The organism is Winogradskyella sp. HB-48, from assembly GCF_049942685.1.
In the GTDB taxonomy this organism is placed as follows: domain Bacteria; phylum Bacteroidota; class Bacteroidia; order Flavobacteriales; family Flavobacteriaceae; genus Winogradskyella.
This window is the reverse complement of record NZ_CP187934.1, coordinates 2,694,530-2,719,173: the sequence shown is the minus strand read 5'-3', so window position 1 is coordinate 2,719,173 and position 24,644 is coordinate 2,694,530. Positions and strand designations below refer to the sequence as shown.

Annotated in this window: 25 protein-coding genes and 1 other RNA gene; 16 read left to right on the top strand and 10 right to left on the bottom strand. The window is 32.8% G+C overall.

What is annotated here, in order from left to right:
• Nucleotides 1-22 precede the first annotated feature (22 nt).
• On the bottom strand, nt 23-1,348 hold the full coding sequence (locus tag ACPX19_RS12310; protein ID WP_426430305.1) for a dicarboxylate/amino acid:cation symporter: 1,326 nt from the start codon (nt 1,346-1,348) through the stop codon (nt 23-25).
• A gap of 38 nt (nt 1,349-1,386) precedes the next feature.
• Nucleotides 1,387-2,460, bottom strand: a complete 1,074-nt coding sequence (gene aroC / locus ACPX19_RS12305) for a chorismate synthase (protein ID WP_426430304.1) — start codon at nt 2,458-2,460, stop codon at nt 1,387-1,389.
• Nucleotides 2,461-2,669: 209 nt separating this feature from the next.
• Here aroC and ACPX19_RS12300 point away from each other — a divergent pair, with 209 nt between their 5' ends.
• Nucleotides 2,670-3,521 carry a UDP-2,3-diacylglucosamine diphosphatase gene (locus ACPX19_RS12300; protein ID WP_426430303.1) on the top strand — a complete coding sequence of 284 codons (852 nt, stop codon included), beginning with the start codon at nt 2,670-2,672 and terminating at the stop codon, nt 3,519-3,521.
• On the opposite strand, the gene ACPX19_RS12295 is transcribed toward ACPX19_RS12300, so the two are convergent.
• On the bottom strand, nt 3,513-6,437 hold the full coding sequence (locus ACPX19_RS12295; protein ID WP_426430302.1) for an FAD-binding and (Fe-S)-binding domain-containing protein: 2,925 nt from the start codon (nt 6,435-6,437) through the stop codon (nt 3,513-3,515). The two genes, ACPX19_RS12300 and ACPX19_RS12295, sit on opposite strands and share 9 nt — an antisense overlap.
• 146 nt (nt 6,438-6,583) lie before the next feature.
• On the opposite strand from ACPX19_RS12295, the gene ACPX19_RS12290 reads away from it, so the two are divergent.
• From ACPX19_RS12290 to ACPX19_RS12265, 6 genes are all read left to right on the top strand, one after another.
• The gene (locus tag ACPX19_RS12290) at nt 6,584-7,060 is read left to right on the top strand and encodes a hypothetical protein (RefSeq protein WP_426430301.1); all 477 of its coding nucleotides are present in this window, start codon (nt 6,584-6,586) and stop codon (nt 7,058-7,060) included.
• A gap of 137 nt (nt 7,061-7,197) precedes the next feature.
• The gene (gene gcvT / locus ACPX19_RS12285) at nt 7,198-8,280 is read left to right on the top strand and encodes a glycine cleavage system aminomethyltransferase GcvT (RefSeq protein ID WP_426430300.1); all 1,083 of its coding nucleotides are present in this window, start codon (nt 7,198-7,200) and stop codon (nt 8,278-8,280) included.
• 29 nt (nt 8,281-8,309) lie between these two features.
• Nucleotides 8,310-9,140, top strand: coding sequence for a sugar nucleotide-binding protein (locus ACPX19_RS12280; RefSeq protein WP_426430299.1), 831 nt, complete (start codon nt 8,310-8,312; stop codon nt 9,138-9,140).
• Between the two features lie 50 nt (nt 9,141-9,190).
• The gene (locus ACPX19_RS12275) at nt 9,191-9,481 is read left to right on the top strand and encodes a 4a-hydroxytetrahydrobiopterin dehydratase (protein WP_426432458.1); all 291 of its coding nucleotides are present in this window, start codon (nt 9,191-9,193) and stop codon (nt 9,479-9,481) included.
• 54 nt (nt 9,482-9,535) lie between these two features.
• Entirely contained in the window at nt 9,536-10,282 is a 747-nt protein-coding gene (locus ACPX19_RS12270) for a YebC/PmpR family DNA-binding transcriptional regulator (protein ID WP_426430298.1), read from the top strand.
• A gap of 116 nt (nt 10,283-10,398) precedes the next feature.
• A complete protein-coding gene (locus ACPX19_RS12265; RefSeq protein WP_426430297.1) occupies nt 10,399-11,493 on the top strand; it encodes a heparan-alpha-glucosaminide N-acetyltransferase domain-containing protein in 1,095 nt (364 codons plus the stop codon).
• Here ACPX19_RS12265 and ACPX19_RS12260 read toward each other — a convergent pair.
• Nucleotides 11,490-12,413 (bottom strand): LysR family transcriptional regulator, encoded by a 924-nt coding sequence (locus ACPX19_RS12260; RefSeq protein WP_426430296.1) that lies wholly within the window; start codon nt 12,411-12,413, stop codon nt 11,490-11,492. The genes ACPX19_RS12265 and ACPX19_RS12260 overlap by 4 nt on opposite strands.
• A 97-nt stretch (nt 12,414-12,510) precedes the next feature.
• Here ACPX19_RS12260 and ACPX19_RS12255 point away from each other — a divergent pair, with 97 nt between their 5' ends.
• The 4 genes from ACPX19_RS12255 to ACPX19_RS12240 all read left to right on the top strand — a co-directional run bounded on the left by ACPX19_RS12255 (nt 12,511) and on the right by ACPX19_RS12240 (nt 14,828).
• On the top strand, nt 12,511-12,729 hold the full coding sequence (locus ACPX19_RS12255) for a hypothetical protein (protein ID WP_426430295.1): 219 nt from the start codon (nt 12,511-12,513) through the stop codon (nt 12,727-12,729).
• 18 nt (nt 12,730-12,747) lie between these two features.
• Nucleotides 12,748-13,059, top strand: a complete 312-nt coding sequence (locus ACPX19_RS12250; protein ID WP_426430294.1) for a hypothetical protein — start codon at nt 12,748-12,750, stop codon at nt 13,057-13,059.
• A gap of 41 nt (nt 13,060-13,100) precedes the next feature.
• Entirely contained in the window at nt 13,101-14,072 is a 972-nt protein-coding gene (locus ACPX19_RS12245; protein WP_426430293.1) for a sodium-dependent bicarbonate transport family permease, read from the top strand.
• Between the two features lie 291 nt (nt 14,073-14,363).
• A complete protein-coding gene (locus ACPX19_RS12240) occupies nt 14,364-14,828 on the top strand; it encodes a nuclear transport factor 2 family protein (RefSeq protein WP_426430292.1) in 465 nt (154 codons plus the stop codon).
• 97 nt (nt 14,829-14,925) lie between these two features.
• On the opposite strand, the gene ACPX19_RS12235 is transcribed toward ACPX19_RS12240, so the two are convergent.
• Genes ACPX19_RS12235 through ACPX19_RS12215 form a run of 5 tightly spaced genes read right to left on the bottom strand, consistent with a single transcriptional unit; the run spans nt 14,926 to nt 19,511 of the window.
• Nucleotides 14,926-15,474, bottom strand: a complete 549-nt coding sequence (locus ACPX19_RS12235) for a 1-acyl-sn-glycerol-3-phosphate acyltransferase (protein WP_426430291.1) — start codon at nt 15,472-15,474, stop codon at nt 14,926-14,928.
• 1 nt (nt 15,475) lies between these two features.
• Nucleotides 15,476-16,558 (bottom strand): iron-containing alcohol dehydrogenase family protein, encoded by a 1,083-nt coding sequence (locus ACPX19_RS12230; protein WP_426430290.1) that lies wholly within the window; start codon nt 16,556-16,558, stop codon nt 15,476-15,478.
• A gap of 40 nt (nt 16,559-16,598) precedes the next feature.
• Complete coding sequence (locus ACPX19_RS12225; RefSeq protein WP_426430289.1) at nt 16,599-17,309, bottom strand: HAD family hydrolase; 711 nt, start codon at nt 17,307-17,309, stop codon at nt 16,599-16,601.
• Complete coding sequence (gene kdsB / locus ACPX19_RS12220) at nt 17,300-18,028, bottom strand: 3-deoxy-manno-octulosonate cytidylyltransferase (protein ID WP_426430288.1); 729 nt, start codon at nt 18,026-18,028, stop codon at nt 17,300-17,302. Before kdsB ends, ACPX19_RS12225 begins: the two co-directional genes overlap by 10 nt.
• Nucleotides 18,029-18,068: 40 nt before the next feature.
• Nucleotides 18,069-19,511, bottom strand: coding sequence for an ATP-dependent DNA helicase (locus ACPX19_RS12215; protein ID WP_426430287.1), 1,443 nt, complete (start codon nt 19,509-19,511; stop codon nt 18,069-18,071).
• A 148-nt stretch (nt 19,512-19,659) separates the two neighbouring features.
• Here ACPX19_RS12215 and ACPX19_RS12210 point away from each other — a divergent pair, with 148 nt between their 5' ends.
• From ACPX19_RS12210 to ACPX19_RS12195, 4 genes are all read left to right on the top strand, one after another.
• Nucleotides 19,660-20,382 (top strand): hypothetical protein, encoded by a 723-nt coding sequence (locus ACPX19_RS12210; RefSeq protein WP_426430286.1) that lies wholly within the window; start codon nt 19,660-19,662, stop codon nt 20,380-20,382.
• A 2-nt stretch (nt 20,383-20,384) separates the two neighbouring features.
• Entirely contained in the window at nt 20,385-21,191 is an 807-nt protein-coding gene (locus ACPX19_RS12205; protein ID WP_426430285.1) for a DUF3822 family protein, read from the top strand.
• Nucleotides 21,191-21,739, top strand: a complete 549-nt coding sequence (locus ACPX19_RS12200; RefSeq protein WP_426430284.1) for an RsmD family RNA methyltransferase — start codon at nt 21,191-21,193, stop codon at nt 21,737-21,739. Before ACPX19_RS12205 ends, ACPX19_RS12200 begins: the two co-directional genes overlap by 1 nt.
• A gap of 190 nt (nt 21,740-21,929) precedes the next feature.
• A complete protein-coding gene (locus tag ACPX19_RS12195) occupies nt 21,930-22,454 on the top strand; it encodes a nuclear transport factor 2 family protein (protein WP_426430283.1) in 525 nt (174 codons plus the stop codon).
• Between the two features lie 48 nt (nt 22,455-22,502).
• Here ACPX19_RS12195 and rnpB read toward each other — a convergent pair.
• Nucleotides 22,503-22,817, bottom strand: an RNA gene (rnpB, locus tag ACPX19_RS12190) — RNase P RNA component class A.
• Nucleotides 22,818-22,918: 101 nt separating this feature from the next.
• On the opposite strand from rnpB, the gene dnaX reads away from it, so the two are divergent.
• On the top strand, nt 22,919-24,643 hold the full coding sequence (dnaX, locus tag ACPX19_RS12185) for a DNA polymerase III subunit gamma/tau (protein ID WP_426430282.1): 1,725 nt from the start codon (nt 22,919-22,921) through the stop codon (nt 24,641-24,643).
• Nucleotide 24,644: the final 1 nt, after the last annotated feature.

Below are 24,644 nucleotides of genomic sequence, written 5' to 3'. Positions count from 1 at the left end.
AGGAAATTATAATTACTGAAAATTATTTTGGATTGTGGTAATTATCATCCCATTCTTTAGGTTTTGGATTGTCGTGAAGTTTGTCTAAAGACTTAGCGACCATCATTGAAACTGTGGCATCACCTGTTACGTTTACAACCGTTCTACACATGTCCAATGGTCTATCTACTGCAAATATTAAGGCTAGTCCAATTGGTAATAATTCAGCAGGAAAACCAATAGACTCTAAAACAATAACTAACATTACCATGCCAGCACTTGGCACGGCAGCACTACCTATGGACGCTAAAAGTGCTGTTAATACAATTACCAATTGATTGGTAAAGGTTAATCCTTCTGGCCAAATGACCTGCATAATAAACACAGCTGCTATACCTTGATATAAGCTTGTTCCATCCATATTTACAGTTGCACCAACAGGCAGTACAAACCCAGAGACTTCTTTGTCCACACCCAAATGCTCTTCTACACGCTCCATAGTTACAGGTAATGTAGCAGCACTACTACTGGTTGAAAATGCTAATAATTGTGCAGGACTTAATTTATTTAGAAACCATAAGGGTGATTTTTTTGTAAAAACTTTTATCAATAACATGTAGAAGCTTATCATTAATAATAAACCACCTACTACACATAATGCATATTGAAGTAGTTTCAATAATATTTCGGTATCATCAAACGCTATGATGACGTTTGCCATAAGCGCAAAAACAGCATAAGGAGCAAATAGCATTATAAGGTCTACCATCTTCATTATCAATTCATTGAGCGAATCAAAAATATCTATCATTGGTTTGGCCTTATTTTCAGGAATTAACAGTAAACAAATACCCACAAATAGTGCAAAAAAGATTACCTGAAGCATTTTGGCTTCACCCATAGCTTGAAAAATATTACTTGGAAAAATATCAACCAAAGGTTGAAGTGGACCGGCATCTTTTTGTGCATTAGCTTTATTAAGCTTGTCGGTGACACCTTCATCATTTTCATATTTCTCTTTGATTTTTTCAATAGTATCCTTTGGCATACCAGTTCCTGGTTGAACAACGTTAACTATGGATAGTCCTATGATTATTGCGATTAGTGTTGTACCAATATAGATAGAGATAGTCCGCAAACCCATATCTCTAATTTTTGAAATATCCTTTAAGTCTGAAATTCCTTTTATTAATGAAGCGAGTATTAATGGAACCGCAATTAACTTTAAAAGATTTATGAATATAGTGCCGAATGGAGCTATCCAATCGGTTACAAATTGCTGACCGGTTACAACATTCATTATAAACCCGAAAATAATTCCGAGTACCATCCCAATAATAATCTTCCAGTGTAATGCGAGTTTTTTCATAATTTTTGCCGATAAATCGGTAACCTCTTAAGTTAATTTTAATTCCAATCGTTAGATTCTGTTCTTCTCAGTAGTATAAAATCCGCCAAAACCAAAGCAGCCATAGCTTCTACAATAGGCACAGCTCTGGGTACAACACAAGGATCATGACGTCCTTTACCTTGCATTTCAACAGTTTCGCCTTTACTATTTATGGTGTCTTGTTTTTGTAATGTGGTAGCAACAGGTTTAAAAGCGACTCTAAAGTAAATATCCATACCATTACTTATGCCGCCTTGTATACCACCTGATAAATTAGTTTTTGTGCTTCCATCTTCATTAAACTTATCATTATGCTCACTACCCATCATTTTTGATCCGCAAAAGCCACTTCCATATTCAAAACCTTTGACTGCATTTATGGATAACATAGCCTTACCTAATTCGGCGTGAAGTTTGTTAAATACTGGTTCGCCCAATCCAACAGGTACGTTTTGTATAACGCAAGTTATGGTTCCGCCAATGGTATCTCCTTGTTTTTTTACTTCATTAATCTTAGCTATCATCTTCTCTGCAGATGCTTCATCTGGACAACGAATGATGTTAGATTCAATCTTGCTAAAATCTAAATCTTGATAAGGTTTTTCTAAAAATATATCCCCAACCGAAGATGTAAATGCATTAATTTTAATAGAAGACAATAGTTGCTTAGCTATTGCACCTGCTACTACTCTACTTGCTGTTTCACGCGCAGAACTTCGACCACCACCTCTATAATCTCGCACTCCGTATTTTTTATCATAAGTATAATCGGCATGACTAGGACGATAAACATCTTTAATATGTGAATAATCCTTAGACTTTTGATTGGTGTTTTTTATTACAAAGCCTATAGGTGTACCTGTTGTAACTCCTTCAAAAATTCCTGAAAGAAATTCTACCGTGTCAGGTTCCTTTCGTTGTGTTACAATTTTTGATTGTCCAGGTTTACGTCTATCTAATTCACTCTGAATTGCTTCAAAATCTAATTTTAAACCTGAAGGACAACCGTCTATAATTCCACCAATTGCTACTCCATGAGACTCACCGAATGTGGTAAGTTTAAATAGTTTTCCGAAAGAATTTCCTGCCATTAATTCTTATTTTACGCTAATGTAAATGTATTATTACAGAAACCAAAATGCACTAATCGCTTTTATGGTTTTACATTTACAAAAGCTATCTATTATGTAGGCTAAAATATTAGTAACAATATGGTAACATTCTCATTATAAAATATTAATTCTGAGGTTACAATGAGTTAATATGCTAGTCTGTTATTTGCAATTATTAATAGCATGTCTTGAATCTAAAAAGAAAAGTTGAAATAGCGGTCATATCAGACGTACATCTTGGCACATTTGGTTGCCATGCTAAACAGCTATTGACCTATCTAAACAGTATTGAACCAAAAAAGCTTATCCTCAACGGTGATATAATAGACATTTGGCAATTTAAAAAGAGATACTTTCCAAAATCTCACCTTAGTGTCATCAAGAAAATAATGGACTTTGCTGCCAATGGTACTGAAGTAATTTACATAACAGGAAACCATGATGAAATGCTAAGGAAATTTGCAGATACTGAGATTGGCAATATTTCAATAGTCAACAAATTGGTGCTGGATTTAGATGGAAAAAAAGCATGGTTTTTTCATGGTGATGTTTTTGATATTTCTATACAGAATGCAAAATGGTTAGCAAAACTTGGTGGTTGGGGTTACGATTTACTCATTCTCTTAAACCGATTTGTGAATTGGTGCTTAGAAAAAATGGGGAAAGAACGCTATTCGTTATCCAAAAAAATAAAAAATAGTGTAAAAGGTGCTGTAAAATACATTAGCGACTTTGAAAAAGTTGCTACTGATTTAGCCATTGAAAATGGATACGACTATGTAGTTTGCGGTCATATTCATCTTCCAAAAATGCTCATTAAAGAAAATAAGCATGGTAAAACAACTTACTTAAATTCTGGTGATTGGATTGAAAATTTTACTGCTTTAGAATACCAATTTAAACGTTGGAAGGTCTACAACTATAACAACGACAAACTTTCACCATTCTTTGCAGATGAAGAGCTAAAGGATATGGATGTAAAAGATCTTATTGCGGCTATTACAATAGTTGAACAACCTAAAAAGAAAAAATCAAAGTAGAGCTTCTCTCAAAATTGAAATTGGGTGCTTTGCAATGCGTCCTGTACCATCTTTAATTTGATGTCTACAACTTGTTCCATTAGCTGCTATTATAACATCTTCTGAAGCCTTTCTTATTGCTGGAAACAAGGTTTGTTCACCTATTTGCATAGAAACTTGGTAATGCTCTTTTTCGTAACCAAAGCTTCCAGCCATACCGCAACAACCGCTTGGTATTATAGTTACTTTGTAGTTTTCAGGTAAATTAAGAATATCAAAACTCGATTTTTGATTACCTAATGCTTTTTGATAACAATGCCCATGAAACTTAATCGTTTTACTTTCCCTTATAAATTGATTTGATGCAATGTTGCCTAACTCAATTTCCATTTGAATAAATTCTTCAATAAGAAAAGTTCGCTCAGCTATAGATTTTGCAGCAACTCTGTCATCTGTTAATTTTAGATATTCATCCTTAAAAGTTAAGATAGCAGAAGGCTCAATACCTACTAAATAAAAGTCGTCATTGACATAGTGTTTAAAGTAGTCTACATTTTTGTTCGAAATAGATTTGGCCTCTTTTAAAAAGCCTTTTGATATAAAACTTCTGCCACTTTCTAAATTATTGATAATAATTACTTTATAACTTAATTTCTCAAGTAACAATTTAGAGTCTAAAGCAATATCAGATTCCAGATAATTGACAAACTCATCAACAAATAAATAGACCGTTTTTTTATAGGTTTTTTCAACATTACTTATAGGCGTATTTTGAGTAATTTTTGAAAAAGATTTCGTCACTTCCGGTAAACTTCTTTGAGGATGAATCCCTAAAGAAGCATTCATAAAGCCTCTGACAAATTTGGTTTTAAAAAGCGCATTAGCTAATCCAGGTGTTCGAGATACCAATTTGTTATACTTAGTTGCGTTTGCAAAAAATTTGTCTTTAAACGTTACGCCATTTGCTTTTTGATATTGGTATAAAAATTCTGCTTTTAAACTTGCTACATCTACACTACTTGGACATTCACTTCCGCAGGCCTTACAACTCAGGCATAGACTAAAGACCTCTTTTAGTTCTAGATGATTGAATTTATTAGACTTCTCAGAGTTAGTCAAATACTCTCGTAGTGCATTTGCTCGTGCCCTTGTGGTATCTTTTTCGTTTAATGTGGCTCTATAACTTGGGCACATTACACCACCAAACTCAGGTAATTTTCTGCAATCGCCAGAGCCATTGCATTTTTCAGCTTCGCGAAGAATACCTTGCGAATGTGAAAAGTCTAAAAAAGTTTCAATCTCTGGCTCTGCTCTATCTGGCTCGTATCTTAAATTTTTGTCCATAGGAAAAGCATCTACAATCTTCCCTGGATTGAAAATATTATTAGGATCAAAGGCTGATTTTATTCTCCGCAGCAGTTGATAGTTGTCCTCACCAATCATCAATGGAATAAACTCAGCACGAACAATACCATCTCCATGTTCCCCAGACATAGAGCCATGATATTTTTTAACAAGTTTAGCAACAGCTGTGGTTATGACTCTAAAATCTTTTACATCATCAGATGTCTTTAAATTTAAAATAGGCCTTAAATGCAGTTCACCTGCTCCTGCATGGGCATAATACACAGCTTTTTGATTATACGTTTTCATTAAGGCTGTGAATTCTTCAATATAACTATCTAAATCCTCAAGAGCTACAGCAGTATCTTCAATACAAGCTACTGATTTTTTATCACCAATTATGTTGCCCAAAAGACCTAAACCTGCTTTACGTAACTCTAGTGCTTTGGTAATGTTTACGCCTTTGAGAATTGGAGCTGCGTAACTTAAGCTGAGATTTTCAGCTGTTTTAATAATTGCTTTAATCTCAATATCCAATAATTCTTGGGTTTCAGCTTTTAGCTCACACATTAAAATAGCTACAGGATTTCCTTCTATAAAGGCTCTATTTTCTTGCTGAGTTTTGTTATGCTTTGTGAGGCTTAAAATAGAGTCATCCATCATTTCACAAGTATGCAAGTTATGTTGCATTAAGGGTTTTACTGCTTTCATGCAATTGGCTATACTTTCAAAATGAAAAGCTATCATGGCACTACAATCAGGAGGCAACTCATCTAATTGAAGTGTTATTTCTGTTGTAAAGGCAAGCGTACCCTCACTTCCGGCCAACAGCTTACACATATTGAGTTTTTCATCTGAATTGGTCAATACTTCTGACTTGATTAATTCATCGATCGCATAACCAGTGTTTCTTCTATGAATCTGTTCTTTAGGGAAGTGTTCTCTGATTCTTTGTTGAACTTCTTCAGATTTTAGTTCCTTATAAATAGTTCTGTATATTTTTCCCTCAAGAGTTTGCTGTTTTGTTTTTTTGTGAAATTCTACTTTAGATATACTTGTAAATTCAACTTCACTTCCGTCACTTAAAAGCGTCTTTAAACTAATGACTTTATCTCGTGTTACACCACATCGGATTGAGGTGGTTCCCGAGGAATTATTACCAACCATTCCTCCAATCATACAACGATTAGATGTTGATGTATTTGGTCCGAAAAATAATCCATAAAGTTTTAGGTAATTGTTTAATTGATCTCTAACAACACCAGGTTGTACTGTTACCCTTTTTTTAACCTTATCGAGTTTTATGATTTTGGTAAAGTATTTAGAAACATCGACTATAATACCTTTACCAACTACTTGTCCCGCCAAAGAAGTTCCTGCAGTTCTTGGTATTAACGATATGTTGTTCTTATTAGCAAAATCTATTAATAATTTAATGTCCCCAATAGTCATCGGAATTGCAACCGCAGTTGGCATCATTCTATATACAGAAGCATCTGTTGCATAAAGCTTCAGCATTAAATCATCAAAATATAATTCGCCTTCTAGTTTTGTGCTTAGTGAAGTTAAATTTTGGCGTGAAATACCTTGCATCTTTAATTAATTAATCTGGACTTGTAAATTATAATGTTGTCTTAAAATCTATGACTGAGACTCAATTTTAACATAATTTTGTCGTTGTAATCATACAACAACACAACTTATTGTTGGAAATATAAACACTAAAACTTAAAAACATTATGAAAAAATTAATTTTATTATTTGCCGTTTTTGCAACCTTCACTTTTGCTGCGAGTGCACAAGAAATTGCAGACAACGCAATCGGCCTTAGACTTGGTGATAGTGATGGATTTGGTGCAGAAATTTCATATCAACGCGCATTAGGCGACAACAACCGACTTGAAGCAGATTTAGGCTGGAGAAGCGGTAATGGTTTTGATGGTTTTAAACTTACAGGCCTATACCAATGGGTTTGGGAACTAGATGGCAACTTTAACTGGTATGCAGGTGCTGGTGGAGGTGTTGGGTCTTACAGTTTTGACAATAATGCCTTTGATGACGAAACATTCTTCTTTGTTGCTGGTGACATTGGTATTGAATATAATTTTGATATTCCATTATTATTGTCATTGGATTTTAGACCAGAACTAGGATTTGGAGATTTTAGAGACGACTTAGATTTTGATATTGCACTAGGTATCAGATATCAATTCTAAAATCATAATAATATCTAAAAGCCACCACATTTTAGGTGGCTTTTTTTATGGTGATAAGCCATAAAATTTCTTTAATTTAGCCTAGCTTTAAAATAATGACTAAAACCCCTTTTTTTAGGAAATAAAATATACTATTGATGAAAAATACTGCTTTAACAGAGACTCATATAGCTTTAGGAGCAAAGATGGTTCCATTTGCTGGTTACAATATGCCAGTACAATACGAAGGTGTTAATATCGAACATGATACTGTAAGGCAAGCTGTTGGTGTTTTTGATGTATCTCACATGGGAGAGTTTTTAATAGAAGGGCCCCACGCTTTAGAACTCATTCAGAAAATATCGAGTAACGATGCATCAAAGTTAGAAATTGGCAAAGCACAGTATAGTTGCTTACCTAATGATAATGGTGGTATTGTAGATGATCTTATCATTTACAAAGTCAAAGAAGAAACCTACCTGTTTGTTGTTAATGCCAGTAATATTGAAAAAGACTGGAATTGGATAGCTTCAAAAAATGATGTCGGTGCCAATATGCGAGATTTGAGTGAAGACTATTCGCTTTTAGCAATACAAGGGCCTAAAGCCGTAGAAGCCATGCAATCTTTATCTAGCCATGATTTATCTGCTATAAAATTTTACAATTTTGTAGTTGGTGATTTTGCTGGTGTAGAACATGTAATTATCTCCGCAACAGGTTATACAGGTAGTGGAGGTTTTGAGATTTATTGCAAAAATTCTGAAGTTAAACAAATTTGGGATAAAGTATTAGAAGCTGGATCTGACTTTGGAATTAAACCAATTGGACTAGCTGCTAGAGATACATTACGCCTAGAGATGGGTTACTGTTTATACGGAAATGATATAGATGATACAACCTCTCCAATTGAAGCCGGTTTAAGTTGGATTTGCAAATTCAATAAAGAATTTACAAACAGTGAAGCTCTACAAGCCGAAAAAGAACGCAAACCAGAGCGTAAATTGGTAGCTTTCAAACTAGATGAAAGAGGTATTCCTCGTCAAGGCTATGATATTGTAGACAATAATGGTAACACCATTGGTAATGTTACTTCCGGTACTATGAGTCCAAGTCTGGGCATTGGTATTGGTCTAGGATATGTGCCAAGTGTTTTTTCTGAAGTCGATAGCAAAATAAACATCCAAATACGCAAAAATGCAATTCCTGCAACAGTAGTAAAATTGCCATTTTACAAAGTATAAAAGTTTTAAAAATTAGGTTGTAGGAATTAATGAAGAAGAATTTAAGTAAACACAGAATCCTAATTCTTGGTGCTAGTGGATACATAGGCAATGCCATTTACAAAGAATTAGCTCCCTATTTTAAAACTTTTGGGACTTACAGAACTTCAAAAAAAATATTTGAAAACAATAAGCAATTATTTCAATACAACTTAGAAGAAGACGATGTATATGAAATCCTAGAAGCTACAAAACCTTCAATAGTTATTTCAGCAATCAGAGGAGATTTTAATTCACAAACCATTGTCCATCAACACATAGTTGAATATGCATTAGAATATGGTACTAAAATTATCTTCTTGTCCTCTGCTAATGTTTTTGATGCTTACAGCAAATACCCAAGTTATGAGTTAGACAAAACGCTAAGTAACAGTATTTATGGCCATTTCAAAATCAAAATTGAGAACATGCTTCTCAGACTACCTAAAAGGCAAGTAGCCATACTAAGATTACCAATGGTTTTTGGACAACAATGTCCTAGAATACAAGACATTAAACTATTCATTTCTGAAAACGAATCGGTTGAAGTTTTTCCAAATCTGATAATGAACGTTACTTTGGATAGAAAAGTAACACAACAAATTCATTACATCATTAACCGTGAAAAGTATGGTATATTTCATTTAGGCAGTACAGATTTAGTTCATCATGACGAATTTGTAAAGCAAATTTTACAAGCTATAAGTCCTGAAAAAGTACTTCTGAAACATGTTTATACTACCAATGATGATCGTTATCTTGCTGTGCTACCAAAATTTAACAAATTGCCTAAGCATCTTCAAATCACGAGCGATAAAGTTCTAGAAGAACTTACTAAATAAGCTTGACTACCAAATGGTATTTTATTAAATTCGGTTAATAAATCATTCAAATTATGAAATTAGACGAATCTAATATTGAAAAGAAATTACTTCACTTTCCTGAATGGGAATACTATGATAATGCCATACACGTAGAACTAGAGTTCGACAACTTTAAGGATTGTTTTAGCGCCATGAGCAGAATCGCTTTTGAGTGTGAAGCATTAAATCACCATCCCGACTGGAGCAATGTTTACAATATTTTAAAAATATCACTATCTACGCATGATGCTGGCGGAGTTACACAAAAGGATTTTGATTTAGCAAAAGCCATAGAAGCTATTGTTGAAGCTGAAGATTAGGCTTTAAATAATTAACTTAATTAATTACTTTTACGCGAATAAATTTTAAACACTATGGGAAGAGCTTTTGAGTTTAGAAAAGCAAGAAAAATGAAGCGATGGTCTGCTATGAGCAAGGCCTTTACTCGTATCGGTAAAGATATTGTTATGGCTGTAAAGGAAGGTGGTCCTGATCCAGATAGTAACTCTCGTCTAAGAGCAGTAATACAGAACGCCAAGTCTGTAAACATGCCAAAAGATAATATAGAACGTGCTATTAAACGCGCTTCAGACAAAAACCAAGGGGATTACAAGGAAGTCGTTTTTGAAGGTTATGCACAACACGGTATAGCAGTACTTATAGAAACTGCTACAGATAACAATACTCGTACTGTGGCCAATGTACGTAGCTATTTTAACAAATGTGACGGTAGCTTAGGAACATCTGGCTCTGTAGTATTTATGTTCGACCATACCTGTAATTTTAAGATAAAAGGTGGGGATTTAGACTTAGAAGAATTAGAATTGGAACTTATAGATTTTGGTGTTGAAGAAATCTTTGAAGACATCGACGAGGATGAAGATGGAAATGAAGTAAAAAGTGTAATGATTTATGCGCCTTTTGAAAGTTTTGGTAGTATACAATCCTATTTAGAAGAAAATAATATAGAAATTATTTCATCTGGTTTTGAGCGTATACCACAAGTCACTAAGAAACTAACACCAGAACAAGCTGAAGATGTAGAAAAGCTTCTTGAAAAATTGGAAGAAGATGACGATGTGCAAAACGTTTATCATACCATGGAAGAAGCGACTGAATAGTCTATTATGAAATAATGTACAGAAAAGAGGGTTTTGCCCTCTTTTTATTTGCATAAATAAATTAAAAGATTCAATAAGGCACTAAATCCTATATTTGTAAAACAAGTACTTAACATTTGAATAATAAACGTCTTTATTTCATAGATGCTGTAAGAGCCTTTGCTATCTTAATGATGCTTCAAGGTCATTTTATAGATACGCTTTTGGACGTATCCTATAGGGACGATAATAATATGGCATTTACCATTTGGAAATATTTTAGAGGTATCACAGCACCAACATTTTTTACAATTTCAGGATTGATATTTTCCTACCTGCTAATAAAAGCTAAGAAAAGTGGTGATGTAGCTTTTAGAATGAAAAAAGGTTTTTACAGAGGTTTATTACTTATTGGAATTGGTTATCTTTTGCGTGCACCTATCTTCCAATGGTTATACGGTGATTTTAATTCTCCATATTTTTTACTTATAGATGTGCTTCAATGCATAGGTTTATCTCTGATATTAGTTGTTGGTATTTATAAACTAACGCTAAAGAAAACCCTTGTCTTTTCAATTTTAATGTGTGTTTTAGGGTTAATTATTTTCCTCACGGAACCACTTTATAGATATTTAGATCTACCCAATGTTCCAAAAGTATTCGCTAATTGGTTAACTAAGGATTATGGTTCAGTTTTTACAATTTTACCATGGTTTGGCTATATTGCTTTTGGTGCCTTCATAGCTACAATTTTCTATAGATATATCGAGCGTCCAAAGTTTAAGCCAGGTATAATCCTAGGTTTTGTTGTTTTTGGACTCGCTTTAATATTTAAATCAGGTTGGCTTTTGATGAAACTTTATCACTTAACAGATTTCGAGATTTTTAAAGGTGTAGCTAACTATAATTATCTGTTTATAAGGTTAGGAAATGTACTATTATTGTTTGCTATATTCTATGCTTCTGAAGATTATATAAAACAACCGCTTTTGCTCAAAATAGGACAAAAAACATTATCTATTTATGTTATCCACTTCATAATTATTTATGGAAGTTTTACAGGTGTAGGATTACACCAACTTATAGGTAAAACCTTATTGCCATGGCAAGCTATCGTAGGAGCAGTCATATTTTTAACCACAGTTTGTTTTATCTCATTTTATTATGTTAAAACAAATACATTTCTATATCATAGTATTCGCTCCTTGTTAAATAAAATAAAACGGATTTAGTAAGCTTCGTACCAGTCAAAATTTTCTTTGATAATTCTCGCCTTTTGATTATTTACAAAATCGAGATAAGCTAGTGCAACTGGCGATAGGTTTTTAGACTTTTGCCAAACCAAATTCCAATTGGTAATGATAGGCAAACCCTTAAATGGTATTATTTCTAAATCACCATTTTTTAATTCATTCTTAATACCTATTAATGGCATAATTGAATAGCCTAAACCAGCTATTACAGCTTGCTTTAATGCCTCATTTGAGGTAAGCTCCATACGTTTTGGTGTACTAATGTTATGACTTGCAATAAAAGACTCCATGGCATTACGTGTAGCGGAGCCCTCTTCTCTATACAACATCGGATAAGTTTCAAAGATTTTCTTAGTTGATACTTTACGATTAAATTTATCTTTTCTAGATCCAATGAGGTACAATCTATTTTCCATTAGTTCTACTCTACTTAGATTAAGTTGATCTGGTATTACAGAAACAAGTGAAAAGTCAACTTCATTATTTTCAAGACTTTTTACAACACTTTGTTTGTTGGTGACATCCATAATAAGATCAACACCTTTGTTTTGGTTTGTAAAGTCCGATAAAAAATATGGCATAACATACTTTCCTGTTGATACTACTGAAATTTTTAATCTGCCTGCAACCTGCCCTTTAAAAGACATTGTTTTATAGTTTATAGCATCTACCTCATTAAGAATTTTTTCAGCAGCCTCTGCAATTTCCAATCCAAAATCTGTAACGTAAAGTTGTCTGCCAACTACTTCTGTAAGTGGTATAGAAAATTGATCTTGAAATTTTTTAAGTTGGATTGAGACCGCTGGCTGACTTAAAAACAAAGCCTCAGATGCCTTAGTAATACTTTTTAATTGAGTAATCTTTAAAAAGATCTGTAATTGATGTAAAGTATAATTCATAAATATTAATTATATATATAATTAAAAATATATATAAAAATAAATAAAAAAAATGTTACAATTTTGCCCAAAGTTTAAAAATTAATAAAAAAATAAAATGGAAAGAATTGAGTCTAATACCAATCTAAAAGAAGTTGAGCTAGATGAAAAAAAAGCATCGCAAAGAACTAAAACTCAAGTGGCTATTACCTTATTAATTTTATCTGGCCTAATCACATTGTCCTATATGAACGACAATATTTTTTTAGAATACATAGCTGTATGTGCCTTTATAGTATCATGCATATGCATTATAAAACTTACAGAAATTAAATAACACTAAACACACTTAATCATGTCAAACACAAAAACACAAAATAAAATAGATAAAGCAACCCAAGAGGTTAATCTTGTTGAAGGTTTATTTAGACCATCTGAAGCAGATTATTTAATAAATGTACTCATTGAGGAGAAAATAAACTTTCACAAACTTCAAAGATTAAGTTTATGCATAGGGCAAGAAAAAGCCGATACAAAATATGAAAACAACAGAATTGATGAACTTTTAAAAGAAAAACAAATTGCTAAAGACTACATTTCTATCGCTAGAAAAGAAGGCTATAATGTGGTTATTAATGGCACACTTAATATCTCGTTTGTAAAATAATATTACCCTAAATAGAATATCATTTCTGAAAATATTCTTCAATGAATTTACATCTGTTATTCGATAATTTAACTAATCCTGCCTTATTATTCTTTTTCCTAGGTATCATTGCAGTACAGTTAAAAAGTGATTTGGAAATACCACCCAATTCCTCAAAATTTATTTCGCTCTATCTGCTTTTATCTATTGGTTTTAAAGGCGGACAAGAACTCTCTCACAGCGACCTTAATATGGAAATAATTTGGTCGCTTTTATTTGGTATTTTCCTTGCTGTTGCCGTACCTATTTACACTTATTTCATTTTAAGGAGAAAGTTTAGCGTAGCTAATGCTGGCGCCATTGCGGCTTCTTATGGTTCTGTTAGTGCTGTGACATTTGTAACGGCAATTTCATTCTTAGAGATTGAGCAGATAACATTTGGTGGACACATGGTAGCTGTAATGGCTTTAATGGAAGCACCATCAATCATTATCGGTCTTTTACTCATTTCAATATATGACAAAGAAAACGCCATAAAGATATCAATGGGTAAGGTAGCTAAACATGCTTTAACCAATGGAAGTGTACTTTTAATTTTAGGTAGTTTAGTGGTCGGATTCTTGGCCAGTGAACAACAAGCTGAAGGTATAAAACCATTTACAACCGATATATTTAAAGGATTCTTAGCTGTATTTTTATTAGATATGGGAATTACAAGTGGTAAAAAATTATCTTCTTTTCTTAAGAAGGGATGGTTTGCGTTAGTATTTGCCATTATAATCCCATTTATAAATGGAAGTTTAGTAGCGGTTATAAGTTCTTTATTTACAGAAAGTGAAGGCAACCGTCTATTATTTGCAATTTTAGCGGCAAGCGCATCTTATATTGCAGTACCCGCAGCTATGCGAATCGCTGTACCAAAAGCAAATCCTAGTTTGTATTTACCTATGGCTTTGGCAATTACATTCCCATTCAACATTACACTTGGCATGCCTTTGTATCTATGTATTATACAAATGTGTTCTATATTTTAGAAAATAAAAAAGGCTTCCAAATTAAGGAAAGCCTTTTTCTTTTTCATAACAATTTTAAAACTCAAAAAATATTAATTGTTAGATAAATACACCAACTAAGTAGATGCTTTGTAAACACTAATAAATTTTGATATCTCTACTTATTCTACTATTAATCTTGACGTTTGATTTTTTTATTACATTTTAAATTATCTTGATTAAATAAGTTTTTTGTTTGTACTTTATTGACGTAATTATGGAAGGTTGGATTTTAAAAAATCAAAAACACTTTTGCAATTTATATAATTGATTATGAAAGACTTAATTAGTAGTTTTTACGAAGCATTTCATCAACTTGATGCTAATAAAATGGTCTCTTGCTATCACAAGGACATTGTTTTTGAAGATCCTGCTTTTGGTATTTTAGAAGGAGAAAGAGCTAGAGCAATGTGGCAAATGCTTTGTGAATCTCAAAAAGGAAAAGACTTTAGAGTAAAAGCTACAAACATCACTGAAAATTCAGCACATTGGGAAGCCTTCTATACCTTTAGTAAAACAGAAAGAAAAGTTCATAATAAAATTGATGCAACTTTTGAGTTTAAAGATGGTTTAATAATCAAACACATAGATGTTTTTAATCTTCATAATTGGGCAAAACAAGCTATTGGATTTAAAGGCTGGTTATTAGGTGGTACCTACTTTTTTAAAAAGAAACTTCAGTCACAAACAAACTACCTACTAAATAAATTTATGGCAGAAAAAAAGCTATCAAATTAACTTGATAGCTCTTTGAGGCAATGTTTCTTTTTAGGGACTTAATAGTTTACTTTATGTTTCATTGCATAAATTACAAGGCAAATCATATGCCAAATTATTAACTATAGGCTTTAACTTTACCCTCCACACCCTCAAAAAAAGAAATCATATACTTAAAATCGGCTTCAACATCATCGGTTGGATAAAAAGGTTCAGAAACCTTGTTTTGCTTATTTTTAAAATCTAATGTAAACATAATAATAGGTACGTTTGCAGCTTTGGCTATGTAGTAAAACCCCGTTTTCCAACTGTCTACTTTCTTACGAGTACCTTCTGGTGCCAGTGCTAACCTAAATTCTTCTTCCTCTTCAAATAATTTGGCGATGGCTTCAACTTTATTTTGACCTGAGGTTCTATCTAAGGGCTTTCCTCCTACCGCTCTAAAATAATACCCAAAAGGCCAACGGAAAAGCTCTTTTTTTCCTACGAAATTTGTCTTAACGCCTGTAATTTTTCGTAATAAAATACCAATATAAAAATCGTGCCAGCTCGTGTGAGGCACTGCAATGATTACTGCTTTTTTAATTTTATCTTTTGAAAAGTTAGTATTACCAACAATTTTCCAACCCAGTAATTTGAAATAGATTAATTTTGCAAGCCAACGCATATTACATTTTTTTGTAAAGCTCTAGCAATGTATCTCTGGTAATTTTAGTTTTCCAGTTTTTACCAAGAGCATTTTCCCATAATGGCTCTAAGCTAAGCGCCACATCTATCATAGTATTGAGCTGATTATCATCTAAGTCTTTACAAATTCCTTGTGGCAATTGGATACCATGCTTTTCTTTCATTTTTTTGAACATAGCTACACCTTCAGGATAATAGTCATCTAAGTGATCAAATACAATGCAGTTACCTAAGCCATGCTTTACTCCCAATAAATAACTCAACCCATAGCTCATAGCATGCGCAACCCCTACTTGGGAATATGCAATACTCATTCCTCCATGCCAAGAAGCCATCATTAATTTATCTTGGGACTCTTCTTTAGACAATTTATCACCTAAAAATATTTCCTGACATAGTTCAAAAGCTTTTTCCCCATAACTCTGACTAAAGGCATTTAAGAAAGTTCCATTTAATGACTCTACACAATGAACAAAACAGTCCATACCTGTATAAAACCATTGATCTTTGGGCACGTCTTTTGTTAATTCAGGATCCAAGATAACTTGGTCAAATGGCGTAAAATCACTATTAATACCCAGTTTTCGTTCTGGACCTGTTAAAATTGTTGTTCTAGAGACTTCTGCACCTGTTCCTGAAATGGTAGGTATGCCAACATGATATACTGCAGGATTTTTAATTAAGTCCCAACCTTGATAATCTTTAGACTCACCTTTATTAGTAAGCATTAGCGACACTGCCTTGGCGATATCCATAACAATACCTCCTCCAATGCCTATGATGCCCGATGGCAGCTCACTATACTCTAAAATGATATCTTCAACTAATTGATCTATTTGAGAGGTCTTAGGTTCATCTATTGTTGGAACATAGATAATTTTGTCATTGTAAGACAATGTTATTCTTGAAGTTAACCAATGATTGCCCTTAAAGACATCATCTACATAAAATATAAATGGTGCATTACGTCCGTTTCGTTTTGGCGCTAAAATTTCATCTAATTGGTTGAAACTTCCGCGTCCGAAAACAACTCTGGACACCATTGGATAATTTTTATATATCATTTACTATTTAATCTTTAACAAAAATAAAAACTTAGTTTATTTATTTAGTTTTTATAAAATTTAAAATCTCTTTTAGATTGTCAACGGTTTTATAATCTAAACCATTTGCTTCCATTTTACTTACTTTTTCATGTTGCCAAGTGGTATGAAAAGGTACATGTATGGCTTCTGCACCAATATTAACCAATGGTAAAATATCTGATTTTAATGAATTACCTATCATTAAAAATTCAGAAGGTTTAATATCTAAATGCTTTAGCAACTTTTTGTAATTCGCTTCCTGTTTTTCACTTAAGACTTCTATGTGATGAAAATAATCCAACAAGCCAGATTTTTCTAATTTACGCTCTTGGTCTAACAAATCACCTTTGGTTGCTAGGATTAATCTATAATTTTTAGATAAGGTTTTTAAAACATCTTCTACTCCATCTAACAGTTCAATTGGTTTATTAATCATGTTTTTACCAATATCTAAAATCTTACCAATTATTTCGTTTGAAACTCTACCATCAGACAATTCAATGGCTAACTCAATCATAGACAAAACAAAACCCTTAACACCATAACCGTAGGTTGGTAGATTTTTTATCTCCATCCTAAAAAGCTCTTGGTCTATTTTGTTGGGTGTTTCATAATGCGATAGCAAACGTCCTACTTCTTCTTCTGCCTCCCGAAAATAAGTTTCGTTTACCCAAAGTGTATCGTCCGCATCAAAGCCAATTACTTTTATGTTACTATTTGTTATTTCCACAATTTTTTTGCTCTTTCTAAATCTTCTGGCGTATCAATCTCTACACCTTGTACTTTGGTTTCAACCATTTTAATCTTTTTACCATACTCTAAGTATCGGATACATTCAATTTTTTCGGTAGCTTCAATAAATTGCATTGGTAAAACGGTAAAATCTAACAAAGCTTGTTTTCTAAACGCATAAATTCCTTTATGTTTGAAATATCTCGCTCCTGCTTCTTTATCTCTTGGAAAAGGAATTGGACTTCTAGAAAAATATAATGCAAAGTTATTTTGGTCTACAATAACCTTTACGGTGTTTGGGTTATTGATTTCTTCCCAATCGGTAATTTCTACCATCAAAGACGCTAAGTCAATTTCCTTTTGCCTGTCTTCATTAAAGACTTCTAAAACCTTTTTTAAACTTTCACGCTCAGTAAAAGGCTCGTCTCCTTGCACGTTTACGACTATATCACAATCCAAATTTGCAACAGCTTCTGCAATTCTATCACTACCAGATTCATGTTCTTTTTGGCTCATTATAGCTTTACCACCATTATTTACAATTTCATTATAAATAATGTCACTATCTGTTACAACATAAACTTCACTGAATAGATTGGTTGCAACAGTAGCTTCGTAAGTTCTCAATATAACTGATTTTCCGGCTAAATTCTGCATTAGTTTACCCGGAAAACGAGAAGCACTATAACGTGCAGGAATCATGGATATAATCTTCATATATCTGCTTTATCTATATTCAAAAATAAAGTATTCTCCTTTAATTAGAGTTGTTTTCAACAAACATTTCATCTTTAAAACCTATGAGGTAAAGTTTCTCTTTTGCACGAGTTACAGCAGTGTACAACCAGCGCAAGTAATCTTTATCCATGCCATTTGGCAAATAAGGTTGCTCTACAAAAATGGTGTTCCATTGTCCACCTTGCGATTTATGGCAAGTTATGGCATAGGAAAACTTAACTTGTAATGCATTAAAATATTTATTGTTTTTAACTCCAAGAAATCTTTTGTAATTACTTGTTTCATTGGCGTAATCCTTAGCAACTTCTTGATAAAGTCTGTTAGAGTCATCATAACTTAAAGATGCGCTTTCAGCATTTATTGTATCTAAAAGCAAAACCGTCTCAAAAGGTATCATACGTGGGTAATCTACCATTTTCACTTTGACTTCAGCAAACTTAAAACCGTATAATTCTTTAATGTTGAAAATTTCCAATACTTCCACTATATCACCATTAGCTATAAAACCAGCTTCAGTTGTTGGTTTAATCCAGAAGTAATTGTTCTTGACTACCATTAGATAATCACCAGCAGACAATTCACTTTCATTAAATAAAATACGTTCTCTAATCTGCTTATTATAAAGGTATGCTCTTTTATTACTCCGAACTATTATTGTTGTTTCTTCATAGCCGTCACTACTGTAAGCATCATTAATAGCATCCATAATTTCATAACCATCAATTAGCCGAACTATGTCTTTATAGGGCGAGACATTGAATTTAAAACTCTCATAGAAACCATTTTCTAGAGTGGCCCTAAGCTCAGTGGCATTTTCTAAAATACCTGAATCTTGCTCTTGACGTACAACCTCATCCAATTCAATACCAAAAACTTCCTTGTTGTAATTAAGGCTTATTTTGTCCACATTTAGAGCAGGACTTATATCAGACTTAACAGGTGGTAATTGAGCCTTATCACCTATCAATAATAATTTGCACTGATGGCCAGAATATACATATTGCATTAAATCATCTAGTAGAGAACCGTTTTCAAATATTTTAGAATCTGAAGGTGTATCTGGTATCATAGAGGCTTCATCTACAATAAAAATGGTGTTTCTATGCTTATTTGGTTGCATAACAAATTTGACTCCTCCACCTTTTTCTTTTTTAGGAAAATAAATTTTCTTGTGTATTGTAAACGCTTCTTTTTTAGAATAGTTAGAGATTACCTTAGCCGCTCTACCAGTTGGCGCCAATAAAACAGCTCTTTTTTTTGCTTCCCACAGGTTATTAACTATAGTACCAATAATACTTGTTTTGCCAGTTCCAGCATATCCTCTTAATATATAAATTTGGTTTGAAGATTTATCGAAAATAAATTGGGACAACTGCATTAGTACTTTGTCTTGCTTAGAAGTGGGCGCAAAAGGAAACTTAGACTTTAAAAGCGAGTAAAATGCAGAAGCATTAGTTATCATAGAGAATTAAATTATGAGCAATATAGCATTATTATAACGTCATTAAAAACCTATCTGAAATTTGAATGATTTTTATTTAGTATAGTTTTACCCAATAAAAAAAAATTGTAGATTTGCGAAAGACCTAATTAATAAATAAAAACTAAAAATGGTAATTGCAGCAATAATTGGTATTATTCTTTTAACGATTCTAATCGTATGGTTAATTGACAAATTTGTTCCTAAAAAATTAAAACCAGTAATTAATATTGTGCTATGGGCACTTATTATTCTGCTTGGGTACATGACTTTTATGTCTGTTTACAAAGAGATACAATTCAACCAATTAAAGGTTGAACGCTACAAAGTTGTAATTGACCGATTAGTAGATATTAGAGATTCTCAAATTGCATATAAAGAAGTAAAGGGTGAATATGCTGGTAGTTTTGACAAGCTTATAAGTTTTATTGAAAACGACAGCATTCCTATTACACAGAGAAGAGACAGTACAGTATTAGATGTAGAGCGTACACGTGCTTTTGGCGGTGTAGAAACATTTAAAACCATTACCCTCATAGATACCTTATCTTACTGGAATGTTAAAGATTCCATTTTTAAAGGTGATACACGTTATAAAAACTTAGCTGATGTAGGTGTTGGTAAAGAGGGTGCTAAATTTAAATTAGAAGCTGGTAAAATAGAAGAAATTCCAGTGTTTGAAGCTAGCGTAGATAAGGCAATCGTCTTAGATGGTCAGGAAAAGTATCTAATAGAAAAAGAAAAGCAAGCTATTTCCATAGCAGGTGTTAAAGGAGAAACGGTAAAAATCGGTTCTATGCAAGAAGTTAATACTAGTGGGAATTGGGGTAAAGACCTTTCAACAAAGGAGTAGTTTTGACAAAAAATAACATTAAAGAACTGTCCATTCAAGTTAATTTGAATGGGCTTTCTTTTTGTATACTAAACAGAACATCCAATACTATTGAATTTCTTAACAATATTCAATTTCAACATAAATTAAACCCTTTTGATGTTCTAAATCGCCTTAAAACTGAATTGAGTGCTAACTCAGTATTTTCAGATGAGTTTGATGCTATTACAGTTGTACATCAGAATGAACTATCCACATTAGTACCAAAAAAACTTTATTCAGAAAACAATAAAGCAGACTATTTAAAATTCAATACAAAAATCTTAAAAACAGATTTTATAGCAGATGATGATGTAGCAATAAATGATAGTGTTAATTTATATATACCCTATGTAAATTTAAACAACTATATTTTTGAGACTTTTGGTGAGTTTACTTATAAACATTCCTCAACAGTTTTAATAGATACTATTTTGCAGAAAACCTCTCAAAATAGTAATGCCGAAATGTATCTACATGTTAATAGCTTTATGATTGAGGTGTCAATTGTAGAGAATCGGCAACTTCAATTGTTTAATGTTTTTGAATATCATAGCAAAGAAGATTTTATTTACTATGTTCTTTTTGTTTTTGAACAACTAAAACTAGATGTTGAAACAACAACAATTCATCTAAGTGGCAATATTGATAAAAATAATGAATTGTATGATTTACTTTACACTTATGTAAGACACGTAGAGTTAGAAAAACTTAGTTTTAGCTATAACTTTTCAGAAAATATCGATACTGATAAGCTACATCATCATTTTTTGATTTTAAACACCTTTTAATGCGGATAATTTCTGGAACATACAAAGGCAGAAAAATTATAGCACCTGCTAAATTACCCGTTCGGCCAACTACAGACATGGCAAAAGAAGCTTTGTTCAACATTCTTAATAATCAATATTATTTTGATGACATCGCCGTACTAGACTTATTCTCAGGCACAGGAAACATAAGTTACGAGTTTGCATCTAGAGGTACTGTAGACATTACAGCAATAGATGACCATTACGGCTGTATTAAATTTATAAATGATATAGCAGAAAGTTTTAAAATGCCCATAAAAACTGTAAAAAGTGATGTTTTTAAATTCCTTGAGAACAACAACCAAAACTACAGTATCATTTTTGCCGATCCACCTTACGATTTTGAAATAGAATTATTTTCAAAAATACCTGAATTAATTTTTGAAAACAATCTGCTACAAGATGAAGGTCTTTTAATAATTGAACATTCCAAGCACACAGATTTAAGCCATTTAGAGCATTACTCTCATTCAAAAAAGTATGGTGGTAATATGTTTAGTTTTTTCGAATTAAGCAATCATGAATAAATGCTAGCCCTTTTATCCTATTTCAACCTTTATTAAATAAAATTGGTTATTAGACTGTAGATCAATAATTTTCACTACCTTAGAATAAATATTCTATTCTAGAATTAAGACTCTCCTAATCATCTACGATTTAATTAACCTATTTAGTATAAGTTTTTAAAAATTTTACTAACCAATTAAATCAATTCTTATGAAAAAATTATTTGTATTAGGAATAGCCTTTATATTCCTTGCGGCTTGCAATGAACAAAAGCAACGTTATTTCGCAGAATCTGCCGAAACTAAAACTTTAGAATCAGGTATTGCTGCTTATGAAAGTGGTGATTGGGACAAATGGAGAAGCCATTTTGCAGATACTGCCAAGATATATGTAAATTCAAGGGACGCCATGACAGTAGAAGCAAGAATGAAAAATCTAGATGAAACTACTAAAGCATGGTCATCTTATGGATTTGACAAGGAAACAGACTACATTGAAATGGTTTTGGATAAGGAAGATGAAACCTGGGTTTACTACTGGGGTCTTCATAGTGGCACTTTGGTTAATGGTAAGGAATTGTCCATGCCTGTTCACCTAGCAGTTCAGTTCAACAATGGTAAAATTACCGAAGAGCATATATATTTTGATGCTACAGAAATGAACGAAGCTATGAGAGAAATGCAAGCTGAAGCTGAATCCAATATGGTGGAGGCTGAAGAAAATGAGGGTAATTAACAAAGTCTAAAAATTTAAAAAACCTTCTGAATTTCAGAAGGTTTTTTATTTACAAGCAGATCTATAAGCCGAATTCTGTATCGAGACCATAGCGCCTCGATCCTTATCATTTATCTGAATTTACTGTTGCCAGCAAACTTTAGCTGTCTACCCTCCAACATCGAACGTGCAGCTCTAAAACGTTGGTATACATGACATTGCACCACATAGAGTTTACCTGATTTCACTACAGCATTACCTGTACATACTTTCTGTTGCACTTTTCCTAACCTCTCGGCTGGTGGCTGTTAACCACTATGCTTGCACTATGGTGTTCGGACTTTCCTACCCTAATAAATTAGAATCGATAAGGCGATTTACTAGCTGCAAAATTACACAAATTGTTAATAACTCCTATTAAATTTTAACCATAGAAAATGAGTATTTAGAGGTTATTCTTAAATTTGTGGTTCAATTAGTTTTCAATGGAACATTTCGTAGTATCCGCACGTAAATATAGACCTCAAACCTTTAAGGATGTTGTGGGGCAACAAGCTATTACAAATACGTTGCTCAATGCCATTGAGAACAACCATTTAGCGCAAGCTTTATTATTTACAGGTCCTCGTGGTGTAGGTAAAACAACTTGTGCTCGCATTTTGGCGAAAATGATAAATAGCGATGAGAACACAAAGGCTGATGAAGATTTTGCCTTTAATGTTTTTGAACTTGATGCCGCATCTAATAATGGTGTAGATCAAATTAGAGAATTAACTGACCAGGTCCGCATACCTCCACAGGTTGGCAAATACAAAGTGTATATTATAGATGAGGTGCACATGCTTTCTCAATCGGCCTTTAATGCATTTCTTAAGACTTTAGAAGAGCCACCAAAACATTGCATTTTTATTTTGGCAACTACTGAGAAACACAAGATCATTCCAACAATTTTGTCTCGTTGTCAAATATTTGATTTTAAACGTATTACCGTAAATGATGCTAAAGAATACTTAAAGTATATTGCAGAAGAACAAGGTGTAAATGCAGAAGATGATGCTTTGCATATTATTGCACAAAAGGCAGATGGTGCTATGCGAGATGCCTTATCTATTTTTGATAGAGTTGTAAGTTTTTCTGGTAAAAATCTAACTCGAGAGGCTGTAACCGAAAATCTAAACGTTTTAGATTACGAAACATATTTTGAAAGTACTGATTTAATCTTAGAAAATAAAATACCGGATTTACTAGTTCAATTTAATACCATATTATCGAAAGGTTTTGATGGTCATCATTACATAGCCGGTTTAGCTTCTCATTTTAGAGATTTAATGGTTTGTAAAAATCAGGTGACAATAGACCTTCTTGAAGTTGGTGAAGAAACTAAGCAAAAATATATAGATCAATCCCGAAAAACTTCAAATACTTTCTTACTTAAGGGTATTGAACTTGCTAATGATTGTGACTTAAAATACAAAACAAGTAAAAACCAAAGATTACTTGTTGAGTTAACACTTATGCAATTAGCCTCTATCACTTTTGATGGAGAAAAAAAAAATGACAGACATTTCATAATTCCTCCGTCTTACTTTCAGGCAAAAGGGATTACTCCTGTTCCTGCCAATAAACCAAAAGAAGAAGAAAGGCCAATCGCTCAACAACCAAAAGTTGAACAAAAGGAAGAACAGCAGGCACCTGTTGCTTCAGTTTCTGAACCTTTAGTAATTCCAAAAATTTCAATCGACAAGGCTAAGAAGTCAACATCTGGTTTATCATTAAAAAGTATTATAGAAAAGAAAGAGCATCAAATACGACAATTAGACGTTGTAATTGACGAGGAAGATTTGCCTAAAGAGCCTGTTTATCAAGAGGCATTAACAAAAGCCTGGAATGACTATACGGCTTCCATAACCAAGAAAGGTGAAAAAATATTGGCATCCATACTTCAGATGGATAACCCAAAACTAAAGGGTACTGCCATTCACCTTACTTACTCTAACAATACCAATAAAATTGAGTTAGAGCGTGCCCAATATCCACTTCTCACCTATCTGCGCAAAACATTAAAAAATTACGATCTACATTTAGATATTACCGTTAATGAAGAAGTCGCGAAGAAGTATGCCTTTACACCTAGAGAGAAGTACGAAAAACTGAAAGAAAAAAACCCTAATATTGAATTACTGAAGAAAACCTTTGGCCTTGATATCTAAG

Excerpts from the sequence above, each read along its gene's own strand:
- ACPX19_RS12310 (WP_426430305.1), bottom strand. The coding sequence starts at position 1,348 with ATGAAAAAACTCGCATTACACTGGAAGATTATTATTGGGATGGTACTC.
- aroC (WP_426430304.1), bottom strand. The coding sequence starts at position 2,460 with ATGGCAGGAAATTCTTTCGGAAAACTATTTAAACTTACCACATTCGGT.
- ACPX19_RS12295 (WP_426430302.1), bottom strand. The coding sequence starts at position 6,437 with ATGCAAGGTATTTCACGCCAAAATTTAACTTCACTAAGCACAAAACTA.
- ACPX19_RS12290 (WP_426430301.1), top strand. The coding sequence starts at position 6,584 with ATGAAAAAATTAATTTTATTATTTGCCGTTTTTGCAACCTTCACTTTT.
- gcvT (WP_426430300.1), top strand. The coding sequence starts at position 7,198 with ATGAAAAATACTGCTTTAACAGAGACTCATATAGCTTTAGGAGCAAAG.
- ACPX19_RS12280 (WP_426430299.1), top strand. The coding sequence starts at position 8,310 with ATGAAGAAGAATTTAAGTAAACACAGAATCCTAATTCTTGGTGCTAGT.
- ACPX19_RS12270 (WP_426430298.1), top strand. The coding sequence starts at position 9,536 with ATGGGAAGAGCTTTTGAGTTTAGAAAAGCAAGAAAAATGAAGCGATGG.
- ACPX19_RS12260 (WP_426430296.1), bottom strand. The coding sequence starts at position 12,413 with ATGAATTATACTTTACATCAATTACAGATCTTTTTAAAGATTACTCAA.
- ACPX19_RS12255 (WP_426430295.1), top strand. The coding sequence starts at position 12,511 with ATGGAAAGAATTGAGTCTAATACCAATCTAAAAGAAGTTGAGCTAGAT.
- ACPX19_RS12250 (WP_426430294.1), top strand. The coding sequence starts at position 12,748 with ATGTCAAACACAAAAACACAAAATAAAATAGATAAAGCAACCCAAGAG.
- ACPX19_RS12245 (WP_426430293.1), top strand. The coding sequence starts at position 13,101 with ATGAATTTACATCTGTTATTCGATAATTTAACTAATCCTGCCTTATTA.
- ACPX19_RS12240 (WP_426430292.1), top strand. The coding sequence starts at position 14,364 with ATGAAAGACTTAATTAGTAGTTTTTACGAAGCATTTCATCAACTTGAT.
- ACPX19_RS12235 (WP_426430291.1), bottom strand. The coding sequence starts at position 15,474 with ATGCGTTGGCTTGCAAAATTAATCTATTTCAAATTACTGGGTTGGAAA.
- ACPX19_RS12230 (WP_426430290.1), bottom strand. The coding sequence starts at position 16,558 with ATGATATATAAAAATTATCCAATGGTGTCCAGAGTTGTTTTCGGACGC.
- kdsB (WP_426430288.1), bottom strand. The coding sequence starts at position 18,028 with ATGAAGATTATATCCATGATTCCTGCACGTTATAGTGCTTCTCGTTTT.
- ACPX19_RS12215 (WP_426430287.1), bottom strand. The coding sequence starts at position 19,511 with ATGATAACTAATGCTTCTGCATTTTACTCGCTTTTAAAGTCTAAGTTT.
- ACPX19_RS12210 (WP_426430286.1), top strand. The coding sequence starts at position 19,660 with ATGGTAATTGCAGCAATAATTGGTATTATTCTTTTAACGATTCTAATC.
- ACPX19_RS12200 (WP_426430284.1), top strand. The coding sequence starts at position 21,191 with ATGCGGATAATTTCTGGAACATACAAAGGCAGAAAAATTATAGCACCT.
- ACPX19_RS12195 (WP_426430283.1), top strand. The coding sequence starts at position 21,930 with ATGAAAAAATTATTTGTATTAGGAATAGCCTTTATATTCCTTGCGGCT.
- dnaX (WP_426430282.1), top strand. The coding sequence starts at position 22,919 with ATGGAACATTTCGTAGTATCCGCACGTAAATATAGACCTCAAACCTTT.